The sequence below is a fragment of the Nonomuraea turkmeniaca genome, assembly GCF_005889735.1.
Lineage (GTDB): Bacteria > Actinomycetota > Actinomycetes > Streptosporangiales > Streptosporangiaceae > Nonomuraea > Nonomuraea turkmeniaca.
On record NZ_VCKY01000288.1, the window covers coordinates 1 to 11,979 of the forward strand.

Sequence of the window (11,979 nt, forward strand, 5' to 3'; positions counted from 1 at the left end):
CTCTCCGCCAGAGCGATCCAGCTGTAAGTCTCACTGTGCGCGCCGACCACCGCCACCACCGCTCCACCGGCCCTGTCCACGGCGTTCAACCACGCGAAACGCTCATCGACCTCGTCCCGATGAGTGATCCCTTCCACCATCAGGAGAAACCTTCCCGGCCCCTCGACCATCGAAAAGGTCACACCGGGGATGAACTCCCACCCGGCGCAGGTCGACGGCCTGCCGTGCACAAGCCGGAATCTGGGAAGCTGCACGATGGGCTCGGCCGAGTGGAGAACCAGCGTCGGTATGGCACCGCCGAAATAACGGGCATCCTCACGGGGAACACAGGATGGCACGCGGGGGAGTATGCCATCGTCACTACTCGTCCACCCAAGAAATTCGTAACGGATTCGTCACACACCGTGACAGGATCGGCTGGCTCCATCGTCGCGTGGCCGGAGGGCTAGACTCGTCCCGGCTGCGACTGGCGCAGGTGGGACACCACCGGGGAGCGGCCGTGACCGGATGCGAGCGTCGACCGCCTGGGCGCCTCCATCAGCGAAGTCCCGCTGAGGAGGCCAGGACGTGCAGCTGCGCTACGGAATCAACCCACAGCAATCACGAGCACACGCGACCCTGACGACGCCGGCCCGCTGGCCGTTCCGGGTCGTGCACGGACAACCGTCGTTCACCAACCTGCTGGACGCGTTGAACGCCTGGCAACTCGTGTACGAGGCCGCTCAGGCACTGGGCAGGCCGGTCGCCGCGTCCTTCAAGCACGTCTCGCCCGCAGGAGCGGCCCTGTCCGGTCCCGTCGACGAGGTCACCGCGCAGCCGTACGGAATCGACGGTTCACCCATCACCGGCCTGGCCGGCGCGTACCTTCGCGCTCGTGACGCCGACCCCAAGTCCTCCTACGGCGACATCGCCGCCGTCTCCCACCCCGTCGACGCCGATCTCGCCGCGCTGTTGGCCGTCATGGTCTGCGACGGCATCATCGCCCCAGGGTTCGAGCCCGGGACCGTCGAGCGGCTCAGCACCAAGAAGAACGGCCGATTCCTGATCCTGGAAGCGGATCCGACGTTCACCCCGCCACGGGAGGAGTCAAGGGAGGTCTTCGGCGTCCGCCTGACCCAGGACCGCGACCGGACGCCGATCTCCCGAGACCTGCTCGACCTCGTCGTGGGTGAGTCCCTGCCCGAGGCTGCCGCCGACGACCTGGTGCTGGGCCTGATCGTGCTGCGCTACACCCAGTCCAACTCCGTCTGCTACCTGCGCGACGGCATGACACTGGGCATCGGCGCCGGCCAGCAGTCCCGGGTGGACTGCACCCGCCTGGCCGGCGCCAAGGCCGACACCTGGTGGCTCCGCCGTCACCCCGCGGTACGTGCCCTCCCCTTCGCCGCCGGGATCCGGAACCAGGAAAGGATCAACTGGCAGGTCCGCTACATCGAGGGCGGCCTCACCCCGCTCGAGCACCGGCGCCTCGCCCAGGTCCTCACAGAACCGGTCGACGAACTCACCCCCGGCCAGCGCGCCGAGTGGAGCCGGCGTCTCACCGAGGTCGCATTTGTCTCCGACGGATACCTGCCCTTCCGCGACAACATCGATCACGCCCAGCGTCATGGGGTCGCCTACATCGCCGAGCCGGGTGGATCGATCCGGTCCGACGAGATCGCGGACGCCTGCCGCGAGCACGGGATCACGCTCGCCCGTACCGGCCTGAGACTGTTCCACCATTGAGCCGGCGCCCTTTCGGCGGAGGACCACACCAAGGTCGGACTCGTGAGAGGAAGTTACGGCCGACCTGCGTCTCGACCCATTCCTGGATGGTGCTCAGGGGCGAGCGGACGTCGGACGCGAGCGGCCCGGTCACGCCACAGGATGCGGTGCGGTGTGGGACCGGGCGGCCATCAGGTGGTCGATGAGCGCCAGCAGCACGTCGCGGCACGCCGTCCGGTCGCGGGCGTCACAGAGCACCAGCGGCACCTGCGGGTCGAGATCGAGTGCCCTGCGGATCTCCTCCTGTGTCCTGTCCTTGACGCCATGGAAGCAGTTGACGCCGACGACGAAGGGGATGCCGCGGCTCTCGAAGAAGTCGATCGACGCGAAGCTCACATCCAGCCGGCGGGTGTCGACCAGGACGACCGCGCCCAACGCTCCGTTGACGAGGTCGTTCCACATGAACCAGAAACGTTCCTGCCCAGGAGTGCCGAACAGGTAGAGCACGAGCTGGCTGTTGACGGTGATGCGCCCGAAGTCCAGCGCGACGGTCGTGGTGGACTTGCCGCTCACCCCTTCCAGATCGTCGACGCCGACGCTGGCATGGGTCAGGTACTCCTCTGTACGCAGTGGGGCGACTTCGCTCACCGCGCCGACCAGGGTCGTCTTCCCGACGCCGAAACCGCCGGCGATAAGGATCTTCACTGCCAGGGGAGCGGCGTCCCCGTGATCAGAGATTGCGTAATCCATCCCTCACCGCCTCAAGGATTGTCATATCGGGAATGCCGCCTGCCTGTGCGAAGGCCAGCGGTGGCCTGGTTCGCATCTGACCGGTCTCGATCAGATCGCCGATAAGGATCTTGGTCACCGACACCGGAAGATTCAGCGCGGAGGCGACTTCGGCCACCGCCAGGGGCCGCTTGCACAGAGCGAAGATGGTGCGGTGCTCCGGCTGCATTCTCCTCAGGCGGCGTTCGGCTTCCGAAGAGACCTCGGAAATCGCCGTCACCAGGGTGATCAGCGTGAGATCGTTCCGCTCGGAGGTGGTACGTCCGCCGGTGATCGTATAGGGACGGACAAGGGACTCGTCGGCGTCATCGTCGTCGAACCCCTCCGTCCAGTGCTTCATCCGTGTCTCTCCACGTCATCGGCCTGCGGGGGACGAGCGTCGGCTCCCAGCTTCTGGCCGACCTGCTGGATCAGGGTGTGCATCGCGACGGTCATCAGTTCGGCGTCGACCTCCTGGGACGCGATCACGGCCAGATGGGTGCCGCGGCCCGCGGCCGTGACGAACAGCCACAGGTCGGCCATCTCGATGATGACCTGATGGACCGGCCCGCCGCTGAAGAGCTGCCCGACACCGCGAGCCAGGCTCTGCTGGCCGGTGGCGATCGCGGCGAGGCGTTCGGCGTCCGCGCGTTTGATGGTCCTGGAGCGGCTGATCACCAGGCCGTCGTTGGACAGCACGATGGCGTGCCGAGTACCCGCAACCTGATCGACCAGGCCGTCCAGGAGCCAGTCCAGGTCTATGTTCGTGGCGGTCGTTCGCTGCGTCATCTTCGATCTTCCGTCGTAGGGGAACCGGGCTCGGGGGATCCGTTCGGCCGGGGCTGGAAGGCGTCGTCACCGGTCCGGCGCCTGCGAGACTGCCTCTGGAACGCGCCGATCGTGGCACTGGATCGGCGGGGCTGGTCGCGTACGAACCAGGTCTCCTGGTGGGTCTGGTCATCCTGGTCCACCGGGGCTTTGAGCTCGGTGACCAGGTTGGCCTGGCGAACGCGCTGGGGCAGCGGCCGGCGGTCGGACGGCGGGGGTGCGTCGTCCTGGACCGGTGATCCGGTGGGCGCTGTGACGTTCGCCATCGCGCGTCCCCTGGAGCGGGTGGGCAACTGTCCGTCCGGGGGTCCGGCCGTACCTTCCTGCGGGTAGGGCTGCGGACCGGTGGCGACCTGGGGGGCCTCGTCGGGAAGCACGGTCGGCACGGGTACGGCACGGGGGCGGTCCACCACCAGCGAGTCCGGGAGCAGCACGATGACGCGGGTGCCGCCGAAGGCCGACCGCCGCAGTTCCACCCGGAGGCCCAGGCTCGCGGAGAGCCGAGCGACCACGTACAGGCCGAGACGCACGTCGTCGGCGTGGGTCATCACATCGAGCTGCGGTGGTGACTCCATCAGGGCGTTGGCGGCGGCGTACTCTCCTGGTTCCATGCCCAGGCCGCGGTCCTCGATCTCCACGGCGACGCCCCGGCTGACCGGTGCGGCCCGTACCTCGACGGGGGTCAGCGGCTTGGAGAAGGTCGTGGCGTTCTCCATGAGTTCCGCCAGGACGTGGACCAGGGGTCCGACCGCGCGCTCGGCCACCCAGGATTCGCCCTCGACGTCGATCGAGATCCGTCGGTAGTCCTGGACCTCGCCCTGCGCGGCGCGCAGGACATCGAGCAGGTGTACCGGCTTGCGCCAGCGGCGCTGTGGTTGCCCGCCGCCGAGGATCACCAGGTTCTCCTCGTAACGGCGCAGCCGAGCGGTGAGGTGGTCCAGGTCGAACAGGCCCTCCAGCACCTCGGGGTCCTCGTGCCTGCGTTCGAGCTCGTCCAGCTTCTTCAGCTGAAGGCCGATGAGGATCTGGGTACGGCGGGCGACGCGCTGGAGCATGCGCTGGAAGCCACGGTGCTGTTCGGCCTGCCGCACGGCAGTGAAGACGGCGCTGCGACTGGCCAGATTGAGGGCTTGCCCGAGCTCGCCGAGCTCGTCGGGGGTGGGCTCGACCATGTGGACTTCCGCGTCCACGTCGACGTCTTCGCCGCGCTCCAGCCGGGCGACCACCTTGGGCAGGCGCTCCTGGAGTGCCTGGGCATCCTGGCGGAGGTGGAGGATGCGCCGGCGGAGAATGGAGGTGAGGCGCCAGCTGGTGAAGATCACCAGGCCCAAGGCGAGCAGGCTCACGGTGGTGATGCTGATGAAGACCGTGAAAAGCATGTTGGCGTGGCTGTCGCCGACCTTGCCGACGTTGTCGAGCCGGAGGCGGAGGAGTTCCAGCACTGGCGCGGTGGCCGCGTCCACCGAGGAGCGCCATTCGGCGCCGTCCCCGCTGAGTGTCACCTGGTTGCCGTCGGCACTGACCACGGAGGTGGCCAGCCGCCCTTCCAGCGCGGTCATGGCCTCCCACGCCTTGCTGGTCGTCAGCTTCGCGTACCGGGTCTCGTCGCCTGTGAGGCTAGGGAGCACACGGGACTCCAGGAGGTGCCTCCTGGTGCCGATGGCATCGGTGACGAGGTCGTACTCGTTCCTCGTCAGGCGCCCGGTCTCCCATCCACGGGCCAGAAGGGCGTCCTCGCGGCCGATCAGGTTGACGACCCAGTAAAGGTCGACCAGTGTCTGCGCCTGGGTATTCACCTCGTGGTGATCGGTGTGGCTGAGGGCGGTCAGTACGCTGAGGTCCGACTCGAGGACGTCGCTGTAGTACTCGAACGCGTTCTGCGCGCTGGACCAACCGGAGTCCACCGCCTGGCGCTGCTGGTCGAGGAGGCCGAGGCTGCGCCCGGTACGCGCGATGGCGTCGGTGAGCCCGTCCTGTGCGTTGGGGTTGTCCAGGGCGGTCAGGGGACGGAAGGCGCTCACGGCCTCGTCGGTCACCGCGCGCTGCTCGGCAAGCCTTGCGCGCGTCGTGTTACGGGGGTTGGCCTGCACCTCCGCAGTGAGCCGTCGCTCCCGGTCAAGGCTGAAGAACAGGTCGGCCGCGGGTTTGCCGACGGTATCGGTGACCAGACTCAGCTGGGCCTTCTCCGCCTGCCACTGAGTGGACAACTGGAACATGCCCGAAGCCAACAGCGGGGTAAAAGTCAGGCTCGGCACGAACACGACAATGAGCAGCACGGTACGCAACGGCAGTCGGCGGGCGCCGGCCAGTCGCCGCGGCCTGCCGCCGGCCGACCCCGCTAACCCATTCCCGTCGCTCACGGGCCCCGTTCGTTGTCGCCTGCCCCTCGACAATCCAGCCACGTGCAGGACACTCTCCTCACCGATCGGTGCGCCCATGACGAAATTTGCCAATGTAGGCGATTGGTGCCCGATGTTAGCCATAGGACAGGTGTGTCGAAAGCCCCCGCTTCGTCGGGCCAGCTGCGAGGCCGTTTTTCGCTCGTCGCGGTTCACCGGGCGGCCCTGATGTTCTCTGACCGATTAATGCGCTAGAAGGTAGAAATATACGGGTTTCGTCTCTGATGGGAATTCTCTGGTAACGGCTGGTCTTCTGCGTCTCTGGCCTGGTCAGCACAGAGTTGCCTCGGGCCGGTCACACGAGCCGTCGCGGATGGCCGGTCTATCGCTCTCGATCCGCGACACGGCCGAGACGCCTGTCGGGGCGATGGGGAGGCGGGCTCATCGGATCGGTCAGCAATCGAGAAGGGCCTATGCCCGAACCGCACCCAGTGTGACCGCCTTGGGCATCAAGTGCACAAGGACCTGGGGTCCGGTGTCTTCAGCTCGGGCAACATCGCGCGGATCCAGCAGGGGCCAAGGCTTAACGCTCGGCCGTTCGAGCGCTCTCGGCGGCATTCGGTGTCGCGAGATGGATGAACTGACTGGAGATAGGCAATGACACAGAAACAGCAGGCAGGCGCGCGTAAGCCCGGTACGCCCGGGGCGTTCCCACGCTGGATGCAGCGGAAAATGAACGCCCGTATGCAGCCCCGCATCGCGAATCCGACTGGGAATATCCGGTGATCCGACTCACCTCGCGGTGACCGCATACGTCCGCGGTCGCGGATCGCGGGCTCAATCCACCTTCCCGTTGGCGGGTCGTTCGACGAGTTCGCCGTTGACGAAGATGGCTCCGGCGCGCGCCCGCCTGGCCGACCGCTGGGTGACCTTGGTCCAGGCGGTGGAGTGAACCTCGCGCCGAAGCCCCGGGCCGCTTCCGGTGAGTCGTCACCCGACAGCCGGCCCGTGGAATCCCGCTCTTTGAAGTGATCAGATCCCGGCGTTCCATCTGTTGTGGAAGGCTTTGCCTCATGCTTCCAGCGGACGTGGCACGCGCGGTTTCCCGCTACCTGTCCGTGGCCGATCGACTGGTGCCGGGGCGAATCCGTGGTTTCTACGTGGTCGGCTCGACCGCGCTGGGTGCCTGGCGGGCAGGGAGCAGCGATATCGACTTCGTCGCTGCGGTGGACGGCGACCTCGGCAATCGGGACATGCGCCGACTGGCGCTCCTGCACAAGGTCGGCAATGTGCCCGCGGCCTGGCAGGCCCTCATCCGGGCCCGGCCTGCCATCCCGGGCACGATCAACGGCGTCTTCGTCTCGGCGAGCGACCTGAGCAAGCCGGTCACGCACATCCGTCCGCTTGCCCAGCACAGCGGGCCGTCTTTCAAGCGGGGGCGAGGGTTCGAGGTCAATCCGGTGGTGTGGAAGGTGTTGCTGGAACAGGGTGTCACGGTGCGGGGACCGGCTCCGGACGAACTAGGTCTCGACCCAGAGCCGGGCAAACTACGCGAGTGGAATCTGCAGCAGTTACGCGGACACTGGGCCGCATATGCCGGTAAGGCGCTATCGGCACAACCTCCACGCAAGCCGCTGGTTCCGGCCCACCGGCTGGCCCTGTCGTATGTGCTCGCCCCACCGCGGCTGCACCACACGATCGTCACGGGTGAGGTGATCTCGAAGGAAGCCGCGGCGGAGTACGCGCTGGACACCTTCGAGACGCGCTGGCATCCGCTGATCCGGCTGGCGCTGGCCCGCCGTATCGGAGCCTCGACGCCCATCGGCGTCGAGGCGTCCACGACCGACCCACGTCGATCGCCGCGCTTGGTGGGCGAATTCATCCTCGAAGTGATCGCGAGTGCGGAGCAGTGGCATAAGGGCGTTTGACTGACCGTTCGTTCGGGTGGCTCCAACCGTCGGAGTCGATGGCTAATCTTCGCGAGCCGCCGACATGCTGCCGGCGATCAACTCGTGGTGGCGAACGACCTCTTCAATGATGAAACCCAAAAACCTTTCCGCGAAAACTGGGTCAAGTTTCGACTCCTCCGCCAGCTTGCGCAACCGCTGTATCTGCCGCGTCTCGCGCTCGGGGTCGGCCGGCGGCAGCCGGTGCTCCGCCTTGAGGCGGCCGACTTCCTTGGTGCACTTGAATCGCTCTGCAAGAAGGTGGACCAGCGCGGCATCGAGGTTGTCAATGCTGTCGCGGAGCCGCTGGAGCTCTTTTCGGGCGAACGGGTCCGGGAGAGACGGATCTTCGGCTGTGGCTTCACCGGATTCCCGAGTTCGCCCATGGAAGTTTTCCATACAGATATTTTCATCCCGTTGCGACTTTTGAAGGATTGATCTTACCGTGGTTTCGCCGAGCACTATGTGGCTCTCGCGTTCTGGCCGTCGCGAGGCGCCCAGGCGGGACATGGCGTGGAGAGCGGTAGGGCACCCGGAACCGTGCGTCCATGCCCCCCTCATCTCGGTCCGCCATATGGACAGTCCCCGGCCGATCATGCTGGTGTCCGGCGCCCTTCGTCAACGACGCCGGCCGTTCCCGTCCTACCACGCCTGGTCGCACAGCCGCCGGACGGGGCGACGGCGAGGGCCGTCATGGCCGGCTTCGCCGCCCTCCTGACCGACCTCGACCGAATGGTGGCGGCCTTGGCGGTTGCCCCGCGGACCCACCGCGGTCTGTCGGTGTGTTCAATCCGCGCGAACCTTGCGAGCTCCGGACCCAGCTTGCGAACGATCGTGCGGCGTCCGGACCAACCCTGTGGTGATTGGTACGCTGATCGTCATGGGAGCTGGTGAGGCATCTCTGCGGCTGGTGGACGTAACCTCGGCGTTAGAGACGACGCTCACCGCCCTGCGGGCTGTGGGGGCCGACCCGATGTACCGCGTGGGTGGCACAAGTGCCGCTCTGCTGCAAGGTGTTCATCTTCCTGTCGGAGATGTCGACCTCTTAGTGGCTCGGCGGGAGGACGTGGACACGGTCGCTGCCGCTCTCTCGTCCTTTCCCTGTCTGCATGCGGCATCTTGGCTCCCCGAGAGTTCGCAGTATTTCGCTAGGTACGAGGTGAACGGGGTCCAGGTAGAGATCAGCACGGTCGAGCAGGAGACCGACTCCGATGGGATGGAGTGCGTTGGCCGTGGCCCGTGGCAGCATTACGTCTTGATCACGTGTGGCTCGCATCGTGTTCCCGTGGTGCGCCTGGAACTGCGGTTGGCCACAGAACTCTTGCGTGATCGGTCCGATCGATACGAACCTCTCCTCGACCACATGGCGGCGCAGGGGTTCGACCCGGATCTTCTGGATAGGGCCATGACTGCTCGCGGTCTTTCGCTGGAACGACGGCGTTTGGTTGACGACCGCCTCGCCCATTCCTCTCCCCGCTCCCGATAGCCGCCGAAGCATCGGCGGCCCGGAGCGCCGCCGTTGATCGTTGTTGCTGACCAAGCCTCGTCAGCATGTCCACGGAGGGTCCCACACCGGACCTGCGAGAAGTGCCTCGTGGGCCATGACGAGATCGCCATGCGCAGCCCAGGAATACTTCGCGCAGTACAGGGCTAGTGTGTCGCAACACCCAGCGCAGTCGGACGACGGATTCGGTCGCGCGGCCTGGCTGGGCGCAACCGGCGTCGCTGAAGCCGAGATCGTGCGGCACGAGGAGCGGCTGGACGAGTGGTATATGCACCAAGAGTCCGTGTCTGCCAGCCTCTGCATTTCCGAAGAGATCGAGGGGCAGGTGTGGCTGCTCAACCCGCATGTCGTCGGGGAGGACGGCGAGTGGGAGGCATGGGACTTCGCGAGCTGGCATCCGGGCGAGGTCCGCTACCGATCGTTCTGGGACCTCATGGAATACCAATTCGGCAGGTACCTCACCTGACTCCGCTCCACCGTGCCGTGAGCCCGCCTCGAAGAGCGCCGACTCCACGGCCCGGACGTGGTGATCGAGCGGGGGCGACGTGGCGGTTAGCGTTCGTCGGTCGGGTAGTCGGCCGAGCGGCTCACATCGGCCCACTTCTCGGTTTCCGCGGCGCGGATCGCGGCGGCTTTCTGGGCGAGGGCAACGGCGTCGCTGCCGAGGAGGAGTCGTCGGGGTGGGTCGTCGTCGCGGACGACGTCGATGATGATCTTGGCGGCGCGGGCCGGGTCGCCGGGCTGGGTGCCGTGGGTGTCGCGTCGATAGCGGTGGATGGCGCCCAGGGTCTGCTCGTAGTCGGGTCCGACGGGGTGGATCTCCATGGAGGAGCCTTGCCAGTCAGTGCGGAACGCGCCCGGCTCGACGATGATGACCTTGATGCCGAAGGGTGTGACTTCGCTGGCGAGGACTTCGGAGAAGCCTTCGACGGCGAACTTCGCGGCCTGGTAAGCGCCCATTCCGGGGGTGCCGCCGACGCGTCCTCCGATGGAGGAGAACTGTACGAAGACCCCTGATCGCTGGGTGCGCAGGACGGGCAGGGCGGCCCGTGTGACGTTCACGACGCCGAAGAGATTGGTTTCGATCTGGGCGCGGAAGTCGTCTTCGCCATCTCTTCGATCGGCGCGCTGTTGCCGTAGCCGGCGTTGTTGACGACCACGTCGAGGCCGCCGAAGGTGTCGGTGGCCTCCTTGACCGCCCGGGAGGCCGCGGCGGCGTCGGTGACGTCGAGTGCGACCGCTCGTATCCGGTCGCCGTGGCGGGCCACCAGGTCGTCGAGTTGCTTGGGGCTGCGTGCGGTGGCGACGACCTGGTCGCCTGCTTCGACGACGGCTTCTGCGAGGCGACGTCCGAAGCCGCGTGATGCGCCGGTGATGAGCCATGTCTGGGCCATGGGTGTTTCCTTTGTGATCAATCTTCCTCTAACTGCCTCACTAATGTAGCACTTATAGGATCAATATTCGTTTCAATGTGTCATAAATCTCTTCGTGTGCTACAGAGACCCTTGGCTGTGATCGCCAGGGTGGAGGAGTTCGACGACGCCTGGCCCGGCAAAGGTGACGCCGCCGACGACACGGCGATCGGGGTCGATGAGGGGCGCGGGCGGTGGTGAGCCAGTCTCCGGGGGTCAGGCCGACGGTCTCGTGGCCGATGTCGCCGGTGCGGGTCGCGCGGCCGGCGGCGAAGAGGATCTCGTCCCGCGGTGAGCCCGGCGAAGTGTTCCATCTGGCAGCAGGCGGGAGCCGCGGGCGAGGAGGGTGACCTCGGTACCGAGGACCTGCCAGGGGGTGGCCATCTCGGTGGCCACGACGCCCGCGCCGACGATGAGCCGACGATGATGAGTCGTCCGGGCGGTTGGGAGCGCTGGTGGCGTCGCGGCCGGCCCAGGGGCGCAGGGCGGCGAGCCCGGCAGGTCGGGAAGGGCGGCTGCGCTGCCGGCGCACACGGCCACGGCGTGCTGGGCCCGCAGGTGGACGATGCCGCCGTCAGGGGTGGTGGCCGTGTCTCGGGGATGCCGTTGGTCAGCGGCCGGGCAGTCGTTGGGTGATCTCCTGCAGGAACCAGCGGTTGCCGTCGGGGTCGGCGAACGAGGCGAAGGAGCCGTAGCTGGCACGCTGCGGGTGCAGGCCCATGACGCGGCCGGTCTCGCCGGCCTGGTGGAAGGCGCCGGTGGCGTCGTGGAACGGGCCGGTGGCGTCGTGGAACGGGCCGGTGACGTCGATGCCGCGGCTGCTCAGCTCTTTGTGGGCCTGCTCGATGTCGGACACGATCAGGTGCAGTCCCTGGACCGTGCCGGGATCGGCGTCGGTGAGGCCGTCGCCGAAGATGATCGAGCAGGCCGAACCGGGGGGAGTGACCTGAATGATCCGGTAACCGTCGTTGATGGGGAAGTCCGCGTCGAGGCGGAAACCCAGTTGCCGGATGTAGAAGTCTTTGGCGCGGTCGGCGTCGGATACGGGCAGGACGACGACTTCGAGCTTCATGTCCATGGTGGTGATCCTTCTTTCGCGTCGTGGGGCTATCGGGTGGCGCGTGCGGCCTGCTCGATGACGTCGGCCACGGTCTTGGGCTGGGAGACGGCGACGGAGTGGGAGGCGCGTACTTCGACGGAGTGCGCGTGGGCGCGCTTGGCCATGTAGCGCTGGGCCTCGGCGGGGATGTTGAGGTCCTGGGTCGTGATGACGGCCCAGGTGGGCTTGTCCTTCCAGGCGGCGACCTCGGCCTTCTCCTCCAGGGCGGACTGGGCGATGGGCCGCTGGGTGGCGGCCATGAGGGCCGCGGTGCCGGCCGGTACGTCGGCGGCGAACTGGTGGTGGAACGTGCCGCGCTTGATGTACAGGTCGGTTCCGGTGGTGCCGTCGGGGAGGGTGAAGGGGGTCGGGTCGAGGG

Annotated in this window: 12 protein-coding genes, 1 pseudogene and 1 riboswitch; of the genes and pseudogenes, 3 read left to right on the top strand and 10 right to left on the bottom strand. The window is 67.0% G+C overall.

The annotated features are described in order from the left end of the window. On the bottom strand, nt 1–338 hold a 338-nt coding region (locus tag ETD86_RS57585; protein ID WP_211370756.1), incomplete at its 3' end, for a hypothetical protein. A gap of 114 nt (nt 339–452) precedes the next feature. Next, a riboswitch (ZMP/ZTP riboswitch) is annotated at nt 453–537 on the top strand. Nucleotides 538–567: 30 nt separating this feature from the next. Here ETD86_RS57585 and ETD86_RS47420 point away from each other — a divergent pair. Then, entirely contained in the window at nt 568–1,725 is a 1,158-nt protein-coding gene (locus tag ETD86_RS47420) for a phosphoribosylaminoimidazolecarboxamide formyltransferase (RefSeq protein WP_138673195.1), read from the top strand. 129 nt (nt 1,726–1,854) lie between these two features. Here the strand turns inward: ETD86_RS47420 and ETD86_RS47425 are convergent, their stop codons facing one another. Genes ETD86_RS47425 through ETD86_RS47440 form a run of 4 tightly spaced genes read right to left on the bottom strand, consistent with a single transcriptional unit; the run spans nt 1,855 to nt 5,660 of the window. After that, nucleotides 1,855–2,454 carry a GTP-binding protein gene (locus tag ETD86_RS47425; protein WP_138673196.1) on the bottom strand — a complete coding sequence of 200 codons (600 nt, stop codon included), beginning with the start codon at nt 2,452–2,454 and terminating at the stop codon, nt 1,855–1,857. Beyond that, nucleotides 2,435–2,833 (bottom strand): DUF742 domain-containing protein, encoded by a 399-nt coding sequence (locus ETD86_RS47430; protein WP_138673197.1) that lies wholly within the window; start codon nt 2,831–2,833, stop codon nt 2,435–2,437. Before ETD86_RS47430 ends, ETD86_RS47425 begins: the two co-directional genes overlap by 20 nt. Continuing rightward, nucleotides 2,830–3,261 carry a roadblock/LC7 domain-containing protein gene (locus ETD86_RS47435; RefSeq protein ID WP_138673198.1) on the bottom strand — a complete coding sequence of 144 codons (432 nt, stop codon included), beginning with the start codon at nt 3,259–3,261 and terminating at the stop codon, nt 2,830–2,832. The genes ETD86_RS47430 and ETD86_RS47435 overlap by 4 nt, the downstream gene beginning before the upstream one ends. Continuing rightward, nucleotides 3,258–5,660: a sensor histidine kinase gene (locus ETD86_RS47440; protein ID WP_138673199.1), complete on the bottom strand. Its 2,403-nt coding sequence runs from the start codon at nt 5,658–5,660 to the stop codon at nt 3,258–3,260. The genes ETD86_RS47435 and ETD86_RS47440 overlap by 4 nt, the downstream gene beginning before the upstream one ends. Nucleotides 5,661–6,712: 1,052 nt before the next feature. Here ETD86_RS47440 and ETD86_RS47450 point away from each other — a divergent pair. After that, entirely contained in the window at nt 6,713–7,567 is an 855-nt protein-coding gene (locus ETD86_RS47450) for an aminoglycoside adenylyltransferase domain-containing protein (protein ID WP_138673200.1), read from the top strand. Nucleotides 7,568–7,609: 42 nt separating this feature from the next. Here the strand turns inward: ETD86_RS47450 and ETD86_RS47455 are convergent, their stop codons facing one another. Beyond that, on the bottom strand, nt 7,610–7,984 hold the full coding sequence (locus ETD86_RS47455; RefSeq protein ID WP_138673201.1) for a chorismate mutase: 375 nt from the start codon (nt 7,982–7,984) through the stop codon (nt 7,610–7,612). 1,256 nt (nt 7,985–9,240) lie between these two features. Here ETD86_RS47455 and ETD86_RS47460 point away from each other — a divergent pair. Beyond that, a complete protein-coding gene (locus ETD86_RS47460) occupies nt 9,241–9,555 on the top strand; it encodes a hypothetical protein (protein ID WP_138673202.1) in 315 nt (104 codons plus the stop codon). An 86-nt stretch (nt 9,556–9,641) separates the two neighbouring features. On the opposite strand, the pseudogene ETD86_RS60400 reads toward ETD86_RS47460, so the two are convergent. From ETD86_RS60400 to ETD86_RS47480, 4 genes and pseudogenes are all read right to left on the bottom strand, one after another. Beyond that, nucleotides 9,642–10,483, bottom strand: a pseudogene (locus ETD86_RS60400) (oxidoreductase). 234 nt (nt 10,484–10,717) lie between these two features. Next, a complete protein-coding gene (locus tag ETD86_RS60405; RefSeq protein ID WP_425465702.1) occupies nt 10,718–11,203 on the bottom strand; it encodes an FAD-dependent oxidoreductase in 486 nt (161 codons plus the stop codon). Further along, nucleotides 11,112–11,579: a VOC family protein gene (locus ETD86_RS47475; RefSeq protein ID WP_138673203.1), complete on the bottom strand. Its 468-nt coding sequence runs from the start codon at nt 11,577–11,579 to the stop codon at nt 11,112–11,114. The genes ETD86_RS60405 and ETD86_RS47475 overlap by 92 nt, the downstream gene beginning before the upstream one ends. A 29-nt stretch (nt 11,580–11,608) precedes the next feature. Continuing rightward, on the bottom strand, nt 11,609–11,979 hold a 371-nt coding region (locus ETD86_RS47480; protein WP_138673204.1), incomplete at its 5' end, for an alpha/beta hydrolase.

Coding starts and splice junctions, on each gene's coding strand:
- ETD86_RS47455 (WP_138673201.1), bottom strand. CDS start 7,984: ATGGAAAACTTCCATGGGCGAACTCGGGAATCCGGTGAAGCCACAGCC.
- ETD86_RS47430 (WP_138673197.1), bottom strand. CDS start 2,833: ATGAAGCACTGGACGGAGGGGTTCGACGACGATGACGCCGACGAGTCC.
- ETD86_RS47475 (WP_138673203.1), bottom strand. CDS start 11,579: ATGGACATGAAGCTCGAAGTCGTCGTCCTGCCCGTATCCGACGCCGAC.
- ETD86_RS47450 (WP_138673200.1), top strand. CDS start 6,713: ATGCTTCCAGCGGACGTGGCACGCGCGGTTTCCCGCTACCTGTCCGTG.
- ETD86_RS47435 (WP_138673198.1), bottom strand. CDS start 3,261: ATGACGCAGCGAACGACCGCCACGAACATAGACCTGGACTGGCTCCTG.
- ETD86_RS47425 (WP_138673196.1), bottom strand. CDS start 2,454: ATGGATTACGCAATCTCTGATCACGGGGACGCCGCTCCCCTGGCAGTG.